The sequence below is a fragment of the Denitrificimonas halotolerans genome (assembly GCF_034259425.1).
GTDB classification, from domain to species: domain Bacteria; phylum Pseudomonadota; class Gammaproteobacteria; order Pseudomonadales; family Pseudomonadaceae; genus Denitrificimonas; species Denitrificimonas halotolerans.
Window position 1 is genome coordinate 79386 of record NZ_JAXIVU010000006.1, and the last position, 21965, is coordinate 101350.

Below are 21965 nucleotides of genomic sequence, written 5' to 3' on the forward strand. Positions count from 1 at the left end.
AAAGCTCATTAAGCATGCTAAAACCTGCTAACGGCTTGATAAAAAAGGGAAAATAATGAATAAGTCCGAATTGATCGAGCGCATTGTTGACCGACAAGAACAGCTAGCTGTGCGAGATGTTGAATTGGCAGTTAAAGCGATGTTGGAGCAGATGACGCAAGTATTGTCTTCTGGGCAGCGTATTGAGGTGCGTGGTTTTGGAAGTTTTTCGGTGAATTATCGTGCACCCCGCATCGGACGTAATCCTAAGACCGGAGAGGAAGTTCAATTGCCAGGTAAATACGTTCCGCACTTTAAACCTGGTAAAGAGTTGCGTGACCGAGTGAATGATGGGTAACCTGAAGCCTTAGGCTGGATGACTGCAGAGGAATGTATGCAAAATTTTAAACGTTTATTAGTTATTGTGATTGCACTGGTGTTGGCGGCCAGCGTCGTGTTCTTTACCCTAGAAAATCGTACTCCTATACAGCTGGTGTTTTTTGGTTGGTTAACGCCAGAACTGCCTATTGCACTTTTTGTAATGAGTGCTTTTGTGCTTGGCTTGATCCTTGGCCCGCTGATTTCTTGGTGGCCACATCAGCGTTTACGCATGCGCTATAGCAAGCAGGCTAAGCAATTGAAAGCCTGTGAGCAGCGCATCAAGGTATTACAAACGAGTGAAGAAAGTGAAACTGAAGCTCAAGCGCCTGCATTACCTACTGCAGGTGCACCTTCAAAAGTATCTTGAATGAAATTAACACTGACCGCCAGCTTGATTTATGCTGACGGTCAGTGTGCTTATATAGGGCTTGAGCGACCTGTCATTTCTCGTGCCATTTCTGTTGCATAGCTATCTGTCATTCCGCCGATAAAGTCAATAATGCGCATGAAAGATTGGTAAAGTGTCCATTCGGGTTTTGGGGCCGCATGCCCAAGTAAATCAAAAATGCGTCGGTTTTTGAAAGATAAGCTGCCTTGCTGATACTGTTCTAAAGCAGCGCCACAAAAAGCATTGAGTAAAATCTCTAAAGTGGTGTAAGCACCAATTTCATGCAAGGTTTTACGCTTGTCTTGGAAAATCTTTTCACGAGCTAATGCTTTCGCATTGATGACGCAGGTTTTTGCAGGTCCGTGCATATGTTCAACCAAATCACCTTTTAATGTACCAGCCATGAGTGCCGGCAGTTGTTCCACAAAAGCTTGCGCAGCAGCGTTGGTCAGGTGCTCTATTGCTTTTCCACGCAAGATAGCTAGCTTTCTACGTCGAGAGTCCAGTGGGCCGAGTAGGCGGTAGGTCTCTGGCAGATCATCGCCTACCAAGTCCAGTAGCAGTGCTTCTACCTCAGAGTATTTCAGTAGATCCATTTCAATGCCGTCTTCTAGATCGATTAAGCCATAGCAAATATCATCGGCTGCTTCCACTAAATACACTAAAGGGTGGCGCGCCCAATGTTCATCATCTAGTTTCGGAATGCCCAGTTTCCTGGTGATTTTTTCAAGCAACAATAACTCACTTTGATAGCTGCCAAATTTTTGTTTTTTATAGCCTTGAGCATTGGCATACTTGGAACTCCAAGGGTATTTGCAAAAAGCACCTAAAGTGGCGTAAGTCAGGCGCATGCCACCGTCAAACTGGTGGTACTCAAGTTGAGTAAGTACACGAAAACCTTGAGCATTGCCTTCAAAGTTTAAGAAGTCTTCACGTTCTGCTGTGCTCATGGCATCAAGCCAGTTATTGCTATTGGCTTGATGAAACCAATGGCGAATGGCATCTTCTCCTGAATGGCCAAAAGGAGGATTGCCAATGTCGTGTGCAAGGCAGGCCGATTGTACAATCATGCCTAAATCGCTCGGCTCGCACCATGGAGGCAAATCTGCGCGAATCATTTCTGCAACGCGCATAGCTAAAGAGCGACCGACACAGCTGACTTCTAAGGAATGGGTGAGGCGTGTATGAATATGATCGTTGCTAGAAACAGGGTGCACTTGGGTTTTTCGGCCAAGGCGTCGAAATGCGCCGGAAAAAATAATCCGATCGTGATCTTTATGAAAAGGGCTACGGCCCAGTTCTTCGGTGCTGTGAGAGGTTTTACCTAGACGTTCACGATTTAATAACAGATGCCAATCCATAGGGTCCCTCTAGAACTTTATTGTGTGCTGTTATTGTGTTGTATTACTTGGCTGATCTGACTTAGCTTGGTTTGCAGAAGTATTGGCTGTGGTTAGAAACAGTGGTAGCAAGCTGGAGACGATCCGTAATGCAGGTAAGAAAGAACCTATTGAGTGTCGCTTGCGTGCAATGAAAAAGCCAGCTAAGGAAACACCTATAACCATGAGTAAGGGGTTGCTGTTTTGTGCGATGCTTTTCTTGTAGTTACGTAGCTTTTCCATCGGCTTTAAGAGAATTAATCCTTCATGGCGTATTTTTTGACGGTTGAGTTCAAGGCGCATTTGAATCAATTGTTTGCGTAAAACGAGGGGGTCTTGTTTTTTATGTGTCAGGTTACTCATGGTAAGAGTTGCTCCTTTGTTTTCTTTAGTTCTTGTAAAGAAGCACTAAAGGGAGGCTGGGCATGATTGTGTGCAGACTTCAAGCGCCAGATACAAAATAGTCCTGAGCAGGCATAAAATATGGACATAGCAATCAGTAATAGGTAGTCATAGCGATCCCAGAGTAAAACGATTAATAGTGCATTCAACAATAAAAACAACATAAAGGCGCAAGCAGCAGTGATGCCGAGCCAAAGCAGTTGCTGACTGCTGTGGCGTTTTTGCTCTTGTAACTCAAGGACAAAAAGCTCTGCGTGATCACTGATTAAATCCAGTGTCGCGGCGCCTAGGCGCCGCGATGTGTTGGAAAAATCTTGTTCAGCCATATCAACGCCTTGAGACTAATAAGCCCAACAAGAAGCCCACTCCAGCGCCAATGGCTAGAGATTGTAATGGGTGCTCGCGTACATACTCTTCACTGCTATGGATGGCTTCTTTTCCACGCTCACGTAAGGCATGCTCGGTTGAACCTAGTGCTTTACGAGCGCGCTGGAGGCTTGAGTTGATTTGCTCGCGTAACTCTTCGGCTTTGTCACCAGAAAGTTCTACAGAGTGCTGTAGGAGTTGCTCTGTATCCGATACTAAGGCTTTAAATTCAGCCAATAATTGATCGTTATCGGTGTTGATGTTTTTTTTCGCCATGATAGATGTGCTCCTAAAGTGGACTCGATTTTATATGCATAGGATTAGAGTCACTCTAACGATAACAGGTTCAACTTTAAATATAAGTCTTTATAGAATAGAAAATAAGCCCGCGTAAGGTGCGGGCTTATTTTGTGCATAGGTACAGCTTATAGCAGTGGGATGGTATAGCTGACAATCAAACGGTTTTCGTCTCTATCACCGTCGCTGATTACATTAGAGCGCAAGGTTGAGTTACGCCATTTAACACCTAAGTTTTTCATGGGGCCGTCTTGAAAAACATAAGTGATATCGGTATCACGTTCCCATTCCTTACCACGAGACTTATTTGGCCCCATGTAAACATTGCTACCTTTGACGTATCGGGTCATTAGGCTTAAGCCGGGAACGCCAAGACCGGCAAAGTTATAGTCGTAACGTGCTTGCCATGATTTCTCATCTGTATTTGCAAAGTCACGTTGTTGAATATAGTTGGTTAGGAATGGATCGGTGGTCTTTAGGTATGCGTAACCAGTATCCCCCGACATTTTTTGGAAGCCTAAACCGAAGCTGTTGTAACCCAGTTTATAGGTCAACATGCTAGAAAAAGCGTTATTATCGATACCGCTATTGTCATCTTCTTTGGTTTTTGCATAACGTAAATCGACTTTGAGCGACTGGGTGTTAGCAATAGGTAGGGTAAAGACACCATTAAGAATGTGTTGCTTGTAGACACCGTCAAGTTGACCAAAGTGGTAGCCAGTGGCCAGCTGATCGCTCCAGTTGTAGGAACCACTGAAAAAATTAAATTTACTGCTTACATCCTTGTTCGTTTTGGAGTACTTAATTGTGTCGCGTTTGCCATTGTTAAGGCTAATCTTCATTGACTCATTATTGGTTGAGTTTCGTTGGTTGTCACGCTCCAATTGACCAAAATTCAGTGTTAAATTGTCAATATCATGACTGGTGAGTTGCAGGCCTTGAAAAGTTTGTGGTAACAAACGGCCATCACCTGCAGATACTACAGGTAACTTAGGCATTAAAGTACCGGCTCTGAGTGTTGTCTCAGATATGCGAAATTTTGCTGCAGCTCCGATTTCTCCGTAGCTACTTGGTACATTATTTTTACGGTTCTTCGGTAAAAGCAAATCTGTTCCTGAAGTGCCGCCGCCTGAATCAAGTTTAAAGCCAGTAAAACCATAGGCATCAATACCAACACCCACGGTGCCTTCAGTAAAACCTGATTCGTAGCGCAGTAAGAAACCCTGCGCCCATTCTTCGGCTTTTGATGGCGATTCATTCGATGCGTTGCGGAAATCTCGATTCATATAAAAGTTGCGCAGCTCTAAGTTTGCTTTGCTATCTTCGATAAAAGCAGCCTGTGCTGTTATTGGGATACTTAGAGCAACGGCCAAGGTGCTTAAGCTGATTGAACGTGCTAACGGTTTGATTTTCATTGGCTTGGTTCTCCGAGGGAGCAGGTGCAATTATTAAAATTATTATTGTGTAGCAGGGGCACTAAAGCATGAGTGTGACTGTGAGGTCATTTAGACATAGGTCGAAAAATATTAGTGATCAATAGACAGATGCGGCAGGCTGTCTTGTAGCTGAAGGTGGGTGTTGAGTCCCTTTTTAATTTAAAACTGGCACACTATGCTTATTTGTATGGAATCTAGCGATGTCGGCGAATCAAATACTGCAGCCTGGCTTTATTGTTGTTCACAGTAATCACCTCGAAGAGCTGCGTGAGTTGGTGGTACAGTGGATCCAATTGAACCCTTTATATGCCCTCGAAAATGAGCATATTTTAGTACAGAGTAACGGCATAGCTCAGTGGTTGAAGTTGGCTTTAGCCGCGGACAATGGTTGTGGGATTGCAGCAGGATTACAAGTCGGATTGCCTGCGCGCTTTATTTGGCAAGTGTATCGTCAAGTGTTAGGTACAGAAACTATTGCTAAAAGCTCACCCTTTGATAAAGCCCCTCTGACATGGCGTTTAATGCGCTTATTGCCACAGGTCATTGAGCAACCAGTTTTCGCTCCGCTGCGTAGTTTTTTAGGTCATGACCCTGACATGCGAAAACGTTATCAATTGGCTGAGCGTTTAGCGGATCTATTCGACCAGTATCAGGTGTACCGTTCTGATTGGCTTAAGGACTGGGCAGCGGGACATGATCAGTTACGTCAGCTAGAGGGGCAACCGCACGTTAATGCAGAAAAAGAGCAGGCACGTCAGCCCACAGTAGAATGGCAGGCGGCACTGTGGCGTGTATTGATTGATGACATTGGTGAAGATGAAGTTCATAGCAGTCGTGCTGCTGTACATCCACGCTTTATCAGTGCCATGCAAGCTTTAGATGAAGCACCTGCAGGATTACCACGACGCATCATTGTTTTCGGTATTTCTTCTTTGCCAGCGCAAATGGTGGAAGCCTTGGCGGCCATAAGTCGTTTTAGTCAGGTTATGCTTTGTGTGCACAATCCTTGTCAGTTCCATTGGGCAGACATTGTGGAGGATAAGCAGTTATTGCGCCATGAATACCGTCGGCAAAAGCGTAAAGATGACTTTCCTGAAGTACTTTCTATGGAACAGCTGCATCAGTTTGCTCACCCGCTATTAGCTGCATGGGGTAAGCAAGGCCGTGATTATATCAGTTTGCTTGATCAGTATGATGAGTTGGATGCTTACCAGGTGCAATTCAATAGCCAAGGGCAGCGTGTTGACATCTTTGAAGAGGGACGTACCTCAACCCTATTAGAGCAGTTGCATAATGATATTTTGCATTTGCGTCCCGTAGCGGAGACTCAGCAATTATGGCCTGCTGTTGATTTACATAATGATCATTCTTTACGCTTTCATATTGTCCACAGCGCGCAACGTGAGGTGGAAGTGTTGCATGATCAATTGTTGGCGCACTTCAATGCCGATCCGACACTCAAACCACGCGATATCATTGTTATGGTACCGGACATCAACAGCTACGCTCCGCATATTCAGGCCGTGTTTTCTCAGTACGCTCGTGATGATATGCGCTATATTCCCTTCACTGTCTCAGATCAGACAGAGCAAAGTACCGAGCCTTTATTGATTGCCTTGCAAGAGTTGCTGCGTTTACCAGAATCACGCCTAACTATGACAGACATTATGGCACTACTCGATGTGCCAGCAGTGCGGGAGCGTTTTAGTATTGCAGAGGCGCATTTACCTCTCTTGCAAAATTGGCTGGCTGGTGCCGGAGTACGTTGGGGGCTAAATGCGCAACACCGTGAAAACTTTGATCTGCCTGCAGGGCTAGCGCAAAACACTTGGGACTTTGGTTTGCAAAGGATGTTGCTAGGGTATGCTATGGGGGAAAGCGATGCCTATGCAGGGATTCAGCCCTACGATGAAGTTGGTGGGTTAGATGCAGCTTTGATTGGTCCTTTAATCCATTTTCTAGATGCTCTTCAGGTGTTGCATGAACAGCTGCATGCTGAGCACCACTTTGCAGTATGGCGCGATATTTTTATCAACATATTGGATCGGTTTTTCTTAGTGAAAGACGATAGCGATTACTTGCTTGTGCAACGTATGCGTGAGGCCTGTGAGTTGTGGGCTGAATTGTGTGAGCAAGCAGGGTTAGACGATGCAATCACTTTAGCTGTAGCGCGGGATGCTTGGCTCAGTAACATTGAACCGGATCATTTAAGTCAGCGGTTTTTAGCGGGTTCAGTTAACTTTTGTACTTTAATGCCTATGCGAGCTATACCGTTTCGTATGGTGTGCCTTTTGGGTATGAATGATGGTGACTACCCACGCGTGCAAGTCCCTTTAGATTTTGACTTGATGGGTAGTGATTACCGCCCAGGTGATCGATCACGTCGAGAAGATGATCGTTATTTGTTGTTAGAAGCTTTATTGTCCGCGCGTGAAAACTTGTATGTAAGCTGGGTGGGGCGCAGTGTTCGGGATAACACTGAACGGCCACCTTCGGTACTTATTGCTCAGTTACGCGATCATATCAAAAGCTGTTGGCATTTAGCGAGTGGGCAGTCTTTATTAGCAGCTTTGACTACAGAGCATCCTTTACAGCCTTTCAGCCAACACTATTTTACAGGAGAAAATGATAGAGGGTTGTTTACCTATGCTTCGGAGTGGGCAGTGTTGCATCAGGCAACGTCAGAACTGAGTTTTGTTGATTTACCGCTTTACGAGCCTGTTGCCGCCACTCATAAAATCACTCCTGACTTGTTGCAGCGTTTTTTAACTGATCCTGTGAAATACTTTTTTAATGAGCGCCTTAAAGTTTATTTAGATCAAACTGCTTTGGAAGTATATGAGGATGAGCCTTTTGCTTTAGATGGTTTACAGCGCTTTATCGTGCAGCGTGAGTTGTTAGATGCAGGACGGTATGCAGCGGCGGATGCAGATTTCTTTGAGGCTTTACAGCGGCGCAGTGAAGTGCTGCAGCGCAGTGGTGTTTTACCTCTACAGGCGTATGGTGATCAGTTACGAGAGACGTTAATTGAGCCTTTATTGCCTCAACTGGAGCATTATCGTAGTTATTGCCAAATTTGGTCACAAGAGGAAACTACACCGCGAATGATTGATCTGCAGGTGGAGCATGTGCACTTGGAAGGTTGGCTTGGTGGTTTGCGTCGTGCCACCCATCAGCATCCACAAGAGACTGAGTATGCGCGTATAGAGCTACTGCCGGGCAAGATTTATAGCGGTACAGAACTTCGTTGGCACCGTTTATTACGTCCCTGGGTCCAACATGTACTGCTCAATGCTTGTGGCATACAGACGCAAACTTTGGTGTTTGCTCAAGAAAGTAGCATGATGTTCGTTAGCATTGAGCAGGACAGCGCAATCCAGATTGTACGAGGGTGGTTGGAAGCTTGGCAGCAGGGAATGAATGCACCTTTGCCTGTTGCTTTAAAAACAGCTATGAGTTTTTTAAAAGATCAAGATGACCATAAAGCACAAAGCATTTATGAGGGTGGTTATAACGTGAGTGGTGAAGTGCAAAATAGTGCAGCTTTGGCACGTCAGTTTCCTAGCTATGCTGCTTTACAAGCTGATGGTAATTTTAGCCATTGGGCATATCAGCTCTATGGATCTTTATACAATGCCGAAAAAGTGAGTTTGGATCGTCAAGGAGATGCCTTATGAGTCAGCAGCTGCGGGCTGTGCGTCCTCTAGCCTTAGCGTTCCCATTAAATGGCAGCCGTTTAATTGAAGCCAGTGCTGGTACAGGTAAAACCTATACCATTGCAGCGTTATATATTCGCCTGATTTTGCAACATGGTCAGAAAGATCAAGCTGCTTTTCAGCGTGCTTTATTACCACCTGAAATTTTAGTAGTCACTTTTACCGAAGCGGCCACCCAAGAGTTGCGTGACCGAGTGCGTGCGAAATTGGTTGAAGCTGCTCAAGTCTTCCGTGAAGAGCAAACCGAGCCAGATGCTTTGCTACAGGTGTTGCGAGATGATTATCCTCCGCAGCAATGGGCGGCTTGCGCTCAGCGTCTTGATCAAGCTGCACAGTGGATGGATGAGTCAGCAATATCGACTATTCACTCATGGTGCCAGCGCATGTTGCGTGAGCATGCTTTTGATAGTGGCAGTTTATTTACTCAAACGTTAGAAACCGATCACAGCGATTTATTAGCGTTGGTGGTGAAAGATTATTGGCGTCAACAGTGTTATCCATTGCAAGCAGAGTATGTCCTTTGGACGTTAGAGCATTGGCAGCAGCCTGAAGTCTTACAGCGTAAAATTTCCCCACTGCTTCATGCTCACAGTTTGCCACAAGTAGATCTTGAGTTAGCGTTAGGGCAGATTTTGCAGCGGGGGCTGGCGCAACAGCAACAGACTTTGCAAGCTTTGAAAGCACCGTGGTTGCAATGGAGTCAAGAGTTGCGCTGCATCCTAGATGCTGCAGTGGCAGAGAAGGCGGTAAATGGACGCTCTGTGCAAAAACGCTTTTACAATCCCTGGTTTGATAAGATTAATGCTTGGGCTGAGGATGCTGATCAAGTACAGCTTGATATCGGAACGGGGTTTGCCCGTTTAACTCCAGACGGATTACATGCTGTGTGGAAGGACACCAGTAAGGTGCCGGAGCATCCAGCTTTAGAGGCTATGCAGCACTTACCTAAACAGCTGGAAAACTTAACTCGCGCATTGGATGAGCAGGCCTTATGTCATGCTGCAGCTTGGATTAAGGCGCGCTTTCAAAGGGAGAAACAGCAGCGTGCAGAGATGGGGTTTGATGACATGCTAACCCGTCTCGATAGTGCTTTGCAAAGTGACGCAGGTGAGCGTTTGGCTGAAGTAATTCGTCAACAATTTCCTGTTGCGCTGATTGATGAGTTTCAAGATACCGACCCGCTGCAATACCGTATTTTTGATGCGGTCTATCAGGTGGAAGCCAATAATAGTGACACTGGCTTGTTTTTGATTGGAGATCCTAAGCAAGCGATTTACAGCTTTCGTGGCGCTGATATTCATACTTATTTGTCAGCACGTGAGGCTACCGAGGGGCGTCACTATAATTTGGATACAAATTTCCGCTCTACTGAGCCTATGGTTAAGGCTGTTAATCAACTATTTAATTTAGCTGAGCAAAGGGTTGATGGTCGTGGAGCATTTTTATTTAAAGATGAAGTGAGTAATCGCCTCCCTTTTCATGATGTAAAAGCACGGGGTCGTGATGCGCAGTGGTGGGTAGATGGAGCTGTACAACCTGCGTTGCAAATATGGTGGATGAAGAGTGATGAGCCTATTTCAAAGGCGCACTATCTTGAAAAAATGGCTGCTAGTACAGCAACCGAAATTGTTCGATTATTGAGTTTAGCGCAGCAGGGGCAAGCGGGCTTTAAAGGTGCTGAAGGCCTGTTAAAAGCTGTGCAACCAAATGATATTGCAGTGCTAGTACGTGATGTGCATGAGGCACAGGCCGTCCGCCAGCAATTAGCTGAACGTAATGTACGTAGTGTTTATTTGTCAGATAAAGATTCTGTATTTGCAAGCCAAGAAGCACAGGATGTTTTAACTTGGTTACAGGCATGCTTGCAGCCGGACAACGAAAGAGCACTGAAGACAGCTTTGGCTTGCAGTACTTTGGCTTTGCCGCTCATTGAGCTAGAACGTATCAATCAAGATGAACTGTTGTGGGAACACCATGTTTTACAGTTTAAAGGTTATTTAGAGAGCTGGCACATGCAGGGGGTACTCCCCATGCTACGTAGAATTATGCATGACTTCTCTTTGCCCCAGCGTTTAGTCCAACGGCCCCAAGGAGAACGTATTTTAACAAACTTACTGCACTTAGCAGAATTGCTACAGAGTGCTTCACGCGAGCTGGACAGTGATTTTGCTTTGTTGCGTTATTTACAAGCAGCGTGCTTAGGTCTCTCGGGGGGGGCGCAAGAACAGGTACTGCGTTTAGAAAGCGATGAGTCACTGGTAAGGGTTGTGACCATTCATAAGTCGAAAGGGTTGGAGTATCCACTGGTATTTTTACCTTTTATTTGTAATTTTCGCGCTCAAGAAGGTCAGCAACCTTTTACGGTGCAGGTGGCGGGGCAGCGTCAACTGATTTTACATGGTGATAAGGCTAGCGTGGCGCAAGCGGAACAAGAGCGTCTCGGTGAGGATTTACGCTTGTTGTATGTGGCCTTAACACGAGCTCGCTATGCATGCTGGTTAGGACTGGCCGATATTAAACAAGGCCGTAGCAAGGGTTCAGCGTTGCATGGTAGTGCTATTGGTTATTTATTGAACAATGGGCAGCCCTTGGCGGCAAGTCATGAGTTGGAACGCTGGCTAGAGCCTTTAGCTCAGCAGGGTTGGGTCAGTGAGGTGAGCTCGCTTCCTCAAGTTGAGGATACTTTGTTACTCAACACTGTAGGGGAGTTTACTCCAGTATGGCGTCAGTCTCAGCGGCGAACTCGCGAACATTGGTGGATTGCTTCTTATAGTGCGCTGCGGCTGACAGCAGAAGCGCCACAGACTGACGGTGATACTACTGACCGAACAGAAGATTTAGCACCGCAAACAGCGCTGGCGCAAAACATCAGTGATGATGAACGTAATGAGTTGATAATAGAGGAGTCAGGAATAACTGAGCCCGTACTGTTGCAGGAGGGGATGCATCGCTTTCCTCGTGGTGCTCAACCTGGAACCTTTTTGCACGGGATATTGGAGTGGGCCGCTGACCAAGGTTTTGCTGCCGTATTAAAGCATCCTGAAGCAGCGCAAGCCTATATTGCCGAGCGCAGTGAGGCTTATGGTTTTAGTGATTATACAGAGCTGCTTTGGCCATGGTTGCAAAGCTATCTTGTACAACCGTTTATGGTAGATGGCCATCCATTAGTGTTGTCTGAACTGTATCAATATCAAGCTGAAATGGAGTTTTGGTTTGCCACAAGTAAAACTGATACTCAGTTATTGGATCAGTCAATTCGTGAGTTTATTTTGCCTCATCAATCGCGTCCTTACTTGGTGCCCGAGCGTTTGAATGGCATGTTTAAAGGATTTATTGATTTAGTCTTAGAGCATAGGGGGCGCTATTACGTTGTTGATTATAAATCCAACTGGCTAGGTGAGCAGGATTCTGATTACAGTACAGAAGCAATGAATGAGTGTGTTTTAAATCACCGTTATGACTTGCAATATGCTTTATATATTTTGGCCTTACACCGTTTATTGAAATTACGTATTGCTGACTATGATTATGACACCCATATGGGAGGGGCTGTATATATGTTCTTACGTGGGGTGCACTGTATTAGTCAGGGTATTCATGCGGTGCGGCCGGACCGACAGCTGATAGAGCGCATGGACAGACTCTTTAAAAGCATTAAAGGACAAGAGGAATGGTCATGAGACAGCAAGGTGAGCTTTTTCTCGGCATTGAACAGTTTTCAATGGAGCCAAACGGGGCGCAAGGGGGAGCGAGTACTGCATTTCTAATGCCTGCAGATTATTTATTGAACCGTGAGCGTATCATTACCTTACTTGAGCAATGGCTTGAATTGGATTGGTTAAGGGCATTGGATTTAGCCCTTGTTAAATTATTGGCTAAATTGGATCCAGAGGCTTCGCCTTTAATGCTGTTAGCTATTGCTTTAACCAGTCATCAACTGGGGCGTGGTCATATTTGTTTAGATTTAGAACATTTATTGCGTGATCCTGACTTGATCTTGTTGCTTCCACCTGAAGGGCAATTGGTTGAGGCAGAGCAGATCCTACCCTCGCAGTTATTGTCAATTGTTAGTCTTGAGCAGTGGTTATCGGCTTTAGAGCAGAGCGTATTATTATATCGACCTGAGCAGGGCAGTGCTGCACCCTTGGTGTTATCGGGGACGCGTTTATATTTGTACCGTTATTGGCACTATGAAATGAGTGTTGCTGGAGCTTTAGTGCAGCGTTTGGATAACAAGTTACCTTTAGCGGACGATTTTGCTGATCGCTTAGATGGCTTGTTCAGTGAGCCGTTGTGGGTTGATGGGCAAAGGCAAACTGATTGGCAGAAAGTAGCCTGTGCTATGGCTGCTCAAGGTCAGTTAACATTGATTACAGGTGGTCCAGGGACGGGTAAAACCACAACTGTGGTGCGATTGCTAGCGCTGCTACAGCAAATTGCTGTTCAAGAAGGGCAGGCTCTCCGTATTCAATTAGCAGCACCAACAGGTAAAGCTGCAGCACGTTTGACAGAATCCATAGGTGGGCAAATTGCTTCGCTTCCGATTGAGGGGCGAGTAAAGCAGAGCATTCCTAATGAGGTAACAACTTTACACCGTTTGCTAGGCAGTTTGCCTGGAACTCGTCATTTTCGACATAACCGCACCAATCCCTTGGTGGTGGATGTGTTGGTGATTGATGAAGCGTCAATGATTGATTTAGAAATGATGCACAGTGTGCTGCAAGCTCTGCCTGCCCATGCCCGTTTAATACTGTTAGGTGATAAGGATCAGTTGGCTTCAGTTGAGGCAGGCTCTGTTCTGGGGGATCTTTGTGCAGACGCTGAGCAAGGCTATTACACCTTAGAGACTCAGCAGCAGTTAGAACAGTTATGTCGTGAGCCCATTACGGCTGAGCACTGGCGTCGTGGAATTGCAGGGCAGCACCATTTGGCTCAGCGTACCGTGATGCTACGCTACTCGAGGCGTTTTGGTCGAGATTCAGGTATCGGGCAGTTAGCGCGAGCAGTGAATGCCAGCGATTCTTATCAAGCATGGCAAATATTGCAACAAGATTCAGCGGATATTGGTTATTTGCAGCTTTATCAAAGCGATGATGCAGTATTTGAACAGTTGGTATTAGGAGGGCAGCAGGGAAAGCAATGTCGAGGTTATAGGCATTATTTGCAAGTTTTACATGAGATGCGCCCAAGCTTAGAGCAGCCGTTGACTAGTGATTGTTGGCAAGAGTGGGCAATGCATGTTTTAACAGCTTTCGATAAGTTCCGCTTGTTATGTGCTTTACGGCAAGGTGATTATGGAGTCGCGGGATTAAATGAACGTATTGTCCAGTTACTGTATAGAAAAAGTTTGATCACCCGAGCACAGGGGTGGTACGAAGGTCGACCAGTTTTGGTTATGCAAAATGATTACAGTCTTGGTTTAATGAATGGCGATATAGGAATTGCCTTGTACCTGCCTAATAGTGAGGTCAATGCTGAATCAGATGCACCTGCGTATGTTTTGCGTGTAGTGTTTCCACGTAACGATGGAACCGATGGCGTGCGTTTTATTTTACCTAGTCGTTTAACTGCTGTAGAAACTGTATTTGCAATGACGGTACATAAATCACAAGGGTCAGAATTTGCACATACGGCATTAATTTTGCCTGATCGTTTAAATCCAGTGTTAACTAAAGAGTTGCTTTATACAGGTATTACTCGTGCGCGTGATAAGTTCACTTTAATTGAAAGTCGAGGAGGGATTTTCAAAGCCAGTGTGCAGCGTAAAGTTGAGCGTGTGAGTGGGCTGAGTCAAGCTATAGCAAAGCAAAGTATAAATTAATACTTTAGTATTGATTGTGCGCTTAGTATGTATAATCAATTAGTATATGCTTAGACTTAATTTTGAAAATAATTAGAACCTGAAAAAGGGATAGGGATGATAATGAAAAAAATTCATCGTATGGCTCTAACCGCCGCATCGTTATTTTTTGCAATAACATCGGCTCACGCGTTAGAAGGGGATGCCAAAGCAGGTGAACAAGCTGCGGCAGTATGTGTGGCCTGTCACCAACCTGATGGCTCTGGTATGAACGTGCCCGGTGGTGAGTCGTGGCCTGCTTTAGCTGGCTTGGATGCCGATTATTTATACAAACAATTACAAGATATGAAAGCTGGGGGGAAGCGCCAAAGTCCATCCATGATGCCATTTGCTAGCATGCTCAATGAGCAGCAAGCTAAAGATGTTGCAGTTTACTATAGTGAACTTCCAGCTCAGGGAGGGAAGTTCGATGAGGGAGCTACTGAAGAAGAGCTGGCGCACGGTGAGAAGCTTGCAACTTTAGGTGATTGGGATCGCTACATTGTACCTTGTAAAACTTGTCACGGCCCTGATAACTTGGGCGTGGGTGAGTCCTTCCCGCGATTGGCTGGTCAACATGCAGGCTATATTGCCGACCAATTGAAAGCTTGGCAGTCAGGCAAGCGTGATAATGATCCACAACATTTAATGCTTGCCATTGCTGAGCGTTTAAATGATGAGGATATTCGTGCAGTTTCGCAGTGGCTTGCACGTCAGCCGGCACAGTGATTGGGGGAAATACAATGAAAGATTCAACTAAATTCATCTTCCGTGGCTTGGTAGTTGCTGTAGCGGCAAGTGTGCTGAGCTTCACTGCTCAAGCAGAAGAATCGCGTTTTTCAGTGAACAACCCAGAGCCAAAAGAAGGCCAGCTGATTCATGTTCCACCAACCATGGACGATTTAGATAAGTCTAACATGCATCCAGAGCTCAAGCGTGTTATTCGCCGGGGTTATGATTTGTTCATGAATACGCAGCAATTGCGTGGAAAGAATGTCTTTAACAATATGAACTGTAGCAGCTGTCATATGGGGGAAGGACGTTTACCTTTTGCTGGGCCGGTTTGGCCTGCAGTTGTTACTCTGCCTGATTATCGTGGTAAAAATAACCATGTCAACAACTTAGAAGAGCGTATCGCTGGTTGCTTTAGTTTTTCTATGAATGGTACGCCACCCGAATATGGTAGTGATGATATGTTGGCTTTAACTGCATATCATCAGTGGTTGGCCAAAGGTGTGCCTATGTATGCAGATGGCAAAAATATGTACGGCCGTGGTTATCCGCGCTTACCTGAGCCAGAAAAAGAAATGGATTACAAGCGTGGTGAGCAGGTTTATAAAGAAAACTGTGTGATCTGTCATGCTGAGGATGGCGGTGGTTTAGTGCAAAATAATAAAGTTGTCTTCCCAGCAGTGTGGGGCGATAACTCTTATAACTGGGGGGCAGGTATTGTGCGTCACTACACGTTAGCATCATTTGTTAAGCACAATATGCCGTTGGGTCGTCCAAATAGTCTAACGGACCAGCAAGCTTGGGATGTTGCATACTACATTGATAGTCAAGAGCGTCCTCAAGAGCCGCGCTATACTGGTGATGTTAAAGAAACCCGTGAAAAATATTTGGATACATTCCATAAGCACACCAATTATGGCGTAGAAATTGAAGGCCGTTTATTGGGTGATCATGATAACGTTGGCTCTAAAGATTTTTTAAAGCCAGATGTTTTGCGTCCACGTACTTTTACAGCAGAATAAGTATTTTTGTTTAATGAATGGGGCTTCTAGTAAGCCCCATTTTTGTATTTGTATTGTTCATTATAGGAGTGATTGAATGATCTTCTCACCTTTGGCACGTGCTATTACTTTAGCAACGGCCAGTAGCATATTAGTGGCTGTGCCATCAATAGCGAGTGCTGCATTTGTTGAAGACAGTACTGCAACTCTAGGCTTGCGGAATCTGTACATGAATCAAGATACTCGTAATCAAAATGATAAAACTAAGGAGGAGTGGTCACAAGCATTTATTTTAGACTATAAGTCTGGGTTTACTGAGGGCACTATTGGCATTGGTGTGGACTTATACGGTGCTGCAGCGATGAAGTTGGATTCAGGTCCGAACCGTACTCCAGACTCTTTCCCACAGCGTAGTAACGGTAAGTCAGTTGATGACTTCGGTAAGATTGGTGCAACTTTTAAAGCAAAGCTGTCAGAGACTGTTTTAGAATTGGGGACTTTAAAACCACGCTTACCTATGTTGCAGGCTAACTTGGAAGGTCGTATTCTGCCGCAGTTATTTACAGGTGGAATGCTCACATCGAATGAAATCAATGGCTTAACAGCGACTTTAGGTCATATTGACCGTGTTAATCAGCGCGCGTCTACTAACCGTGAACGCATGAGAATGAACAGTTTAGGTAAAGGGCTAGACTTTAAAGAAGGTGCTGATAAAACCAGTAATTCTTTTGATTTGGCAAGTGTTAATTATAAGTGGAATGACTCTTTGGCTACGGGTTATAACTTTGGCCGCTTAGAAGATTTATATAAACAGCATATTGTTACTGCAGTACATACCTTGCCGCTAGGTGAGCAGCGTTCACTCAAAACTGATTTGCGCATCTCTCGCTCAACTGATGATGGCAAGACAAACGTAGATAATAAAGCTTTCTCCGGTATGGTGACCTACAATTTCGGCTATAACAAGTTGGGTTTGGGCTATCAGAAAATGACCGGTGATACTGGTTATGCATATATTCAAGGTTCAGACCCGTTTTTAGTGAACTACGTTGCTAATCGTGAATTTGGAGCTAAAGATGAAAAGTCTTGGCAGATCCGTCATGACTACAACTTTGCTGGCTTAGGTATTCCGGGCTTAACTATGTTCAACCGCTATGTAAAAGGTACTGGTGCCGATATAGGTCAGGGGGTAGAAGGCCGCGAATGGGAGCGTGACTTCGATATTTCTTACGCATTTCAAACAGGTGCATTGAAGAATTTGCATGTACGTTGGAGAAACTCCACTGTACGCTCGAACATTAATAAAGACTTAGATGACAACCGTTTAATTATCGGTTACACCCTACCTTTGCTATAAGTAAGGGGGAGAGTTTCGTTGATTAGCAGCCAATGACTTTGTGGGGCGGATTGAGCCGGCCCGCAAAGTTTTTCGCTTGTATAAGCTGTTCTGGCATGATATTTGCTTTTGTTTTCTGAGTACTGTATATTTGTACTCCTATCCCGACTCAAACGATTATTTGAATGAGTGGCGTGGTACAGAGAAAGACATCACCGGTACGCCTCAGAGCATAATCGCTCGCGCATAATCCAAAATGCTATATCAATTTTTCGTAAGAAAACTTGATTCACTACTGAAATTCGTTTCAGTACTGCTTTATTTCTGCAAGCCACCTGCTTTTATGATCAGCAATTATATTGCTATGTCTCGTTTTCGGGAGACTCTACAGCGCTCGCTGTATGGAAAATTATAAAAAAGGGGTAAAGATATGGATAATCTAAAAGTTTTTAAAAAAATGGGTCGTTTCGTTGCGGCACAAATCAATATGTTGAGTGAAAGTGCTCAAATAACGGATCAAACTACTGACTCAATCATGGGCTTAGAAAACCAATTGATTGTTGATGCTTGGAATACTATTACTGATCGTGATGGTGTACGTACAGTTAGTAGTTGCTAAATAAAGCGCTGCGTTGTCTATTATTGAGACAGCGCAGCCTTTAATCTCTATGTCCGCCTAACACCTGCCAGCCTACGTTATTATTTCAGTTGTAAAGCATTTTGCTATAGTGAAATTACTGTTATCCATTGCTTTTTGTGCGCTTTAGATTGCGTGCAAGCTTTGATCTAGGGTGTCTTTTAGGGTGGTATATGGCTTTCGATTTAACCCGTCGTCTGGTGGTAGGTTTAGCCTCTAGTGCTTTATTTGACTTGTCTGAATCGGATGCAGTCTTTCGAACTAAAGGTCAGAACATTTATCGTCAGTATCAGCGTGATCATCAAGATCAGCCACTTGAGCCAGGTGTGGCTTTCCCTTTTATTCGGCGTTTGCTTAGTTTAAATCAACTCAACCTAGAAGATCCGCCAGTTGAGGTGATTTTATTGTCACGTAATGATCCGGATACGGGTTTGAGAGTGATGAACTCAATTCAGCATCATAATTTACCTATTACTCGTGCTGTTTTTATGCAGGGATGTTCACCGCATTCTTATATTCCAGCGTTTGATATTGAATTATTTTTATCTGCAAATACTCAAGATATAAAAAGTGCAGTTGCTGAAGGTTATCCCGCAGGTAAAATTTTAAAAGGTGAGGTGGCGGATGATAGGGAAGATACTCAGCTTAGAATTGCTTTTGATTTTGATGGGGTATTAGTTGATGATGAAGCTGAGACTGTCTATAAACAACAGGATCTAGATAAATTTCATCAGCATGAAATTTTACACCAAAATATTCCACATAACCCTGGGCCACTGAAGCCTTTTTTAAAGCGTATAGCTGAAATTCAGCAGTTAGAGCAAGAAAAGTACCAAGAAGATCCTAGCTATGAACCGATTATACGTGTATCCATTGTCACAGCGCGTAATGCGCCTGCCCATAAGCGGGTGATCAACACGATGCGTGCTTGGGGGATTACCGTTAATGAAGCTTTTTTTATGGGTGGTGTAGAAAAAGCTAAAGTATTGGACATCATGCGTCCACATATCTTTTTTGATGACCAAAAGCTTCATTTAGAGCAGGCAGCGTCAGGCTTGCCTTCTGTGCATATTCCCTTTGGTATAGCTAACATTGATGGTGAGTTAGATGAGACTCTATAAGAGGAGGAGTGCTCATTAAAGGGGGGTGATCAGCTTGAAGCAGTCCGCTGGTAAGGCTGTTCTGATTGATTCGTATACAGTATGATAAAGCACACCAAAACATTAAAAGTTCGAGTACAAGATAGGCATGTGCTCTTGCTAAACCGCATGGCTCGCAGCGTCAATTTCGTCTGGAACTTTGTCAATGAATTAAGTCAACGCTCGATTAAAGAGCGTGGTGTGTTTTTGTCTGCTTTTGATATGCATCCCTACACAAAGGGCGCAGATAAGGAGCTTGGGCTGCACAGTCAAACCTTACAGTGCATTGCAGGTGAGTATGTCACGCGCCGTAAGCAGTTTAAGAAGGTGCGGCTGAACTGGCGCAAATCAGGCGGTGTACGCCGCTCACTGGGCTGGATACCCGTCAATACCGGTGCAGCTCAATGGAAAAACGGGCAGGTCTACCACAACGGCCACTATTTTAAGGTCTGGGACAGCTACGGCTTGAACCAATACAAGTTTCGTTCGGCCAGTTTCAATGAAGATGCCCGTGGCCGCTGGTACTTCAATGTAGTGGTGGATGTGCAGGCTGAGATACCCACCGGCCAAGACCGCATCGGTATTGACCTTGGCTTAATTGATACAGCCACCTGCTTGGACGGCACCAAGCTGGAAGCGGGCCGCTTCTATCGTGGCCTTGAGGAAAAGTTGGCCATCGCTCAACGAGCCAGAAATAAAACCCAAGTCAAAACCCTTCATGCAAAATCGCTAACCGTAGAAAAGATGCCCTGCACAAGTTCAGCCGCACGCTGGTCAACCGCTGCGGTGAAATCTATGTGGACAATGTCAGTAGTTTAAAACTCGTTAAAACCATGATGGCCAAGTCAGTGTTAGATGCTGGCTGGGGTCAATTAAAAACAATGCTGGACTATAAATGCGCTCACGCAGACATTGTTTTTAAGGAAGTGAACGAGGCATACACCACCCAAACCTGTTCGCATTGTGGTAGCTTGCCCGAATTGAGGCCGAAAGGTATCGCAGGACTTGGAATAAGAAAATGGACGTGCAGTGGGTGCGGTGTCGCCCACGACCGCGATATCAACGCGGCACGTAACATTCTTGCGGCCGGACATGGCCGTCTAGCAGTAGGAATCTCTGTCCTTTAGGTTGGGGAGGATGTCAAAGTGAGTAAAAAGCAACTAAAGAAGAGTGTTTGGGATAAAAGCTGCATTGAACTAGTTTTGCTTAATCATAACAAGAATGCTGATTCTATAAGGGTCGTTAAAGAAAAACCAATATGTTCAATGCGTGTAAAAACTACTTGAATATTGTAAAGAGGGAAGTGACTGCTATGAGTAGTTATTTAATATGTTTAGAAGTTCAGTGTGTATTGCGGAAGAGGGCTACGGTTAACATCTTTGGATAACTATTGCCCAGTGGTGTCTGCTGTATATTTCAGGCATAAAAAACCCTTGAAAATCAAGGGTTTAGTAAATAATTTGGCGGTGAAGGAGAGATTCGAACTCTCGATACGATTTCTCGTATACACGCTTTCCAGGCGAGCTCCTTCAGCCACTCGGACACTTCACCGCGACTTTGTATGAGGCTTCGCCTCATCAAGGTGCGCTAATATAACTGAGATACTTAAGGAAAGCAAATCTTGTTTTAATTTAAGAGCTTAGCTTCTTATGTGTTACAGAGCGCTGATTAGAATTTTATTTCTAAAATTCGCTTGGGGCATACAGAAATTTGGATATTTTGCGCAGTCATCTTTTTAAGTCAAATTGATTACACTGTGTAAGTGTGTGGTGGCGAGATTGAAATTAGTATGGTTATGCTATGAACTGAGGCTCAGTGTAATGATTGAGCCTCAGTTCATCCCCATTTAACCGTTGCTTTTCCAGTTTTGTGGAAGGTTAATAAAATCAACCATTTCACGTAAACGGCCGTGGTCACGGTCGTTAAAGTCAAATTCTAAGCGGAATTGGTTGCAGAATTCAGGTTCATTATGCTTTTCAGGGCAGTATGCCACTTGTGTATAACCACCGGTGGCACAAAGGTCAGCAAACTCTTTATGCAGTGTGTCCATTGCTCCGTCATTGAGCGGGTGATTCATTCGTACAACAAAGGTATCGCGGAACCAGCGTGATGAGTGGAAGTTGCGATAAAAGCGGGCAATTTCTAGGCCTGCATCGCGTGGCGTGCGGACTTGACGCATTAAGCGTAGATCACTTGGTAGGATGTAGTTTTTATCAGCTAGTTCTTCACGCATGAACTCTAATGCTTTATCCCAGTAAGTGCCGCCTTCCACATCTAGCAGTACTACAGGTACTAATGGGCTTTTACCTGTTTGCATTAAGGTCAGCACTTCTAGGGCTTCATCTAAAGTACCAAAACCACCTGGGCACAGTACTAAAGCATCGGCTTCTTTGACAAAGAACAATTTGCGTAAGAAGAAAAAATGGAACGACAAGAGGTTGGCACTGCCTTGTACTGTATCGTTGGCTCCTTGTTCAAATGGTAGTGCGATATTAAAACCAAGACTATTTTCTAAGCCTGCGCCTTCGTGAGCTGCAGCCATGATACCGCCGCCAGCGCCGGTAATGACCATCAGATTGTGGCGAGCTAGGATTTCACCAAGCTCCTTAGCTTGCAGGTAGAGTGGGTGGTCCGGCTCAGTACGAGCTGAACCAAATACTGTCACTTTACGGCGACGCTTAAACCGCTCCAATAAGCTAAAGGACGCCTCCATTTCGCGTAGGGTTTGCATCATGATTTTTGCATCCCAACGGTTACGGTCAGCCTCTGCCATGCGCGCTACAGTTAGCATCATTTCACGATACAGTTCAATGTTGCGACTTTGTGGCGGTACAGCCATTGTGAGTAGCTCATCGACCTTACTGTCTAAATCAATACTGCTGACGCCGTACTGACGAGCTAGATAATCACCATCATCATTGTTAAACGTCATGTGTA

18 protein-coding genes and 1 tRNA gene are annotated in these 21965 nt (G+C 44.8%); 12 read left to right on the plus strand and 7 right to left on the minus strand.

Going from position 1 to position 21965, the window contains the following annotated elements:
• Window positions 1–55: 55 nt before the first annotated feature.
• Together ihfB and TOI97_RS06315 are read left to right on the plus strand one after the other, a co-directional pair.
• Window positions 56–337 carry an integration host factor subunit beta gene (gene ihfB / locus TOI97_RS06310; protein ID WP_321553276.1) on the plus strand — a complete coding sequence of 94 codons (282 nt, stop codon included), beginning with the start codon at window positions 56–58 and terminating at the stop codon, window positions 335–337.
• Between the two features lie 36 nt (window positions 338–373).
• A complete protein-coding gene (locus tag TOI97_RS06315) occupies window positions 374–727 on the plus strand; it encodes a LapA family protein (protein WP_321553277.1) in 354 nt (117 codons plus the stop codon).
• Between the two features lie 50 nt (window positions 728–777).
• Here the strand turns inward: TOI97_RS06315 and TOI97_RS06320 are convergent, their stop codons facing one another.
• The 5 genes from TOI97_RS06320 to TOI97_RS06340 all read right to left on the minus strand — a co-directional run bounded on the left by TOI97_RS06320 (window position 778) and on the right by TOI97_RS06340 (window position 4607).
• Window positions 778–2109 carry a deoxyguanosinetriphosphate triphosphohydrolase gene (locus tag TOI97_RS06320; RefSeq protein ID WP_321553278.1) on the minus strand — a complete coding sequence of 444 codons (1332 nt, stop codon included), beginning with the start codon at window positions 2107–2109 and terminating at the stop codon, window positions 778–780.
• A gap of 30 nt (window positions 2110–2139) precedes the next feature.
• Window positions 2140–2490, minus strand: coding sequence for a hypothetical protein (locus tag TOI97_RS06325; RefSeq protein ID WP_321553279.1), 351 nt, complete (start codon window positions 2488–2490; stop codon window positions 2140–2142).
• Window positions 2487–2855 (minus strand): phage holin family protein, encoded by a 369-nt coding sequence (locus TOI97_RS06330; protein ID WP_321553280.1) that lies wholly within the window; start codon window positions 2853–2855, stop codon window positions 2487–2489. Before TOI97_RS06330 ends, TOI97_RS06325 begins: the two co-directional genes overlap by 4 nt.
• A 1-nt stretch (window position 2856) precedes the next feature.
• A complete protein-coding gene (locus tag TOI97_RS06335; protein ID WP_321553281.1) occupies window positions 2857–3171 on the minus strand; it encodes a DUF883 family protein in 315 nt (104 codons plus the stop codon).
• 149 nt (window positions 3172–3320) lie between these two features.
• Window positions 3321–4607, minus strand: a complete 1287-nt coding sequence (locus TOI97_RS06340) for an OprD family porin (protein WP_321553282.1) — start codon at window positions 4605–4607, stop codon at window positions 3321–3323.
• A 221-nt stretch (window positions 4608–4828) separates the two neighbouring features.
• Here TOI97_RS06340 and recC point away from each other — a divergent pair, with 221 nt between their 5' ends.
• The 10 genes from recC (at window position 4829) to TOI97_RS06390 (ending at window position 20155) form a co-directional block, all read left to right on the plus strand.
• Complete coding sequence (recC, locus tag TOI97_RS06345) at window positions 4829–8305, plus strand: exodeoxyribonuclease V subunit gamma (protein ID WP_321553283.1); 3477 nt, start codon at window positions 4829–4831, stop codon at window positions 8303–8305.
• Entirely contained in the window at window positions 8302–12024 is a 3723-nt protein-coding gene (gene recB, locus TOI97_RS06350; protein WP_321553284.1) for an exodeoxyribonuclease V subunit beta, read from the plus strand. Before recC ends, recB begins: the two co-directional genes overlap by 4 nt.
• 41 nt (window positions 12025–12065) lie before the next feature.
• A complete protein-coding gene (gene recD, locus TOI97_RS06355) occupies window positions 12066–14165 on the plus strand; it encodes an exodeoxyribonuclease V subunit alpha (protein ID WP_407651328.1) in 2100 nt (699 codons plus the stop codon).
• A 96-nt stretch (window positions 14166–14261) separates the two neighbouring features.
• Complete coding sequence (locus TOI97_RS06360) at window positions 14262–14912, plus strand: c-type cytochrome (RefSeq protein ID WP_321553285.1); 651 nt, start codon at window positions 14262–14264, stop codon at window positions 14910–14912.
• Window positions 14913–14926: 14 nt separating this feature from the next.
• Window positions 14927–15937, plus strand: a complete 1011-nt coding sequence (locus tag TOI97_RS06365; protein ID WP_321553286.1) for a c-type cytochrome — start codon at window positions 14927–14929, stop codon at window positions 15935–15937.
• Between the two features lie 76 nt (window positions 15938–16013).
• A complete protein-coding gene (locus TOI97_RS06370) occupies window positions 16014–17273 on the plus strand; it encodes an OprD family porin (RefSeq protein ID WP_321553287.1) in 1260 nt (419 codons plus the stop codon).
• Window positions 17274–17682: 409 nt separating this feature from the next.
• Window positions 17683–17871, plus strand: coding sequence for a hypothetical protein (locus tag TOI97_RS06375; RefSeq protein ID WP_321553288.1), 189 nt, complete (start codon window positions 17683–17685; stop codon window positions 17869–17871).
• 191 nt (window positions 17872–18062) lie between these two features.
• Window positions 18063–19010, plus strand: coding sequence for a 5'-nucleotidase (locus TOI97_RS06380; RefSeq protein ID WP_321553289.1), 948 nt, complete (start codon window positions 18063–18065; stop codon window positions 19008–19010).
• A gap of 147 nt (window positions 19011–19157) precedes the next feature.
• Entirely contained in the window at window positions 19158–19847 is a 690-nt protein-coding gene (locus TOI97_RS06385) for a transposase (protein WP_321553290.1), read from the plus strand.
• Window positions 19799–20155 carry an RNA-guided endonuclease InsQ/TnpB family protein gene (locus TOI97_RS06390; protein WP_321553322.1) on the plus strand — a complete coding sequence of 119 codons (357 nt, stop codon included), beginning with the start codon at window positions 19799–19801 and terminating at the stop codon, window positions 20153–20155. The genes TOI97_RS06385 and TOI97_RS06390 overlap by 49 nt, the downstream gene beginning before the upstream one ends.
• Before the next feature lie 334 nt (window positions 20156–20489).
• Here TOI97_RS06390 and TOI97_RS06395 read toward each other — a convergent pair.
• Together TOI97_RS06395 and TOI97_RS06400 are read right to left on the minus strand one after the other, a co-directional pair.
• Window positions 20490–20579, minus strand: a tRNA-Ser gene (locus TOI97_RS06395).
• A gap of 295 nt (window positions 20580–20874) precedes the next feature.
• On the minus strand, window positions 20875–21960 hold the full coding sequence (locus tag TOI97_RS06400; protein ID WP_321553291.1) for an LOG family protein: 1086 nt from the start codon (window positions 21958–21960) through the stop codon (window positions 20875–20877).
• Window positions 21961–21965 lie beyond the last annotated feature (5 nt).

Bases quoted from the DNA above. Each gene is read 5' to 3' on its own strand.
- ihfB (WP_321553276.1), top strand. From the start codon at position 56: ATGAATAAGTCCGAATTGATCGAGCGCATTGTTGACCGACAAGAACAG.
- TOI97_RS06315 (WP_321553277.1), top strand. From the start codon at position 374: ATGCAAAATTTTAAACGTTTATTAGTTATTGTGATTGCACTGGTGTTG.
- TOI97_RS06320 (WP_321553278.1), bottom strand. From the start codon at position 2,109: ATGGATTGGCATCTGTTATTAAATCGTGAACGTCTAGGTAAAACCTCT.
- TOI97_RS06325 (WP_321553279.1), bottom strand. From the start codon at position 2,490: ATGAGTAACCTGACACATAAAAAACAAGACCCCCTCGTTTTACGCAAA.
- TOI97_RS06330 (WP_321553280.1), bottom strand. From the start codon at position 2,855: ATGGCTGAACAAGATTTTTCCAACACATCGCGGCGCCTAGGCGCCGCG.
- TOI97_RS06335 (WP_321553281.1), bottom strand. From the start codon at position 3,171: ATGGCGAAAAAAAACATCAACACCGATAACGATCAATTATTGGCTGAA.
- TOI97_RS06340 (WP_321553282.1), bottom strand. From the start codon at position 4,607: ATGAAAATCAAACCGTTAGCACGTTCAATCAGCTTAAGCACCTTGGCC.
- recC (WP_321553283.1), top strand. From the start codon at position 4,829: ATGTCGGCGAATCAAATACTGCAGCCTGGCTTTATTGTTGTTCACAGT.
- recB (WP_321553284.1), top strand. From the start codon at position 8,302: ATGAGTCAGCAGCTGCGGGCTGTGCGTCCTCTAGCCTTAGCGTTCCCA.
- recD (WP_407651328.1), top strand. From the start codon at position 12,066: ATGGAGCCAAACGGGGCGCAAGGGGGAGCGAGTACTGCATTTCTAATG.
- TOI97_RS06360 (WP_321553285.1), top strand. From the start codon at position 14,262: ATGATAATGAAAAAAATTCATCGTATGGCTCTAACCGCCGCATCGTTA.
- TOI97_RS06365 (WP_321553286.1), top strand. From the start codon at position 14,927: ATGAAAGATTCAACTAAATTCATCTTCCGTGGCTTGGTAGTTGCTGTA.
- TOI97_RS06370 (WP_321553287.1), top strand. From the start codon at position 16,014: ATGATCTTCTCACCTTTGGCACGTGCTATTACTTTAGCAACGGCCAGT.
- TOI97_RS06375 (WP_321553288.1), top strand. From the start codon at position 17,683: ATGGATAATCTAAAAGTTTTTAAAAAAATGGGTCGTTTCGTTGCGGCA.
- TOI97_RS06380 (WP_321553289.1), top strand. From the start codon at position 18,063: ATGGCTTTCGATTTAACCCGTCGTCTGGTGGTAGGTTTAGCCTCTAGT.
- TOI97_RS06385 (WP_321553290.1), top strand. From the start codon at position 19,158: ATGGCTCGCAGCGTCAATTTCGTCTGGAACTTTGTCAATGAATTAAGT.
- TOI97_RS06400 (WP_321553291.1), bottom strand. From the start codon at position 21,960: ATGACGTTTAACAATGATGATGGTGATTATCTAGCTCGTCAGTACGGC.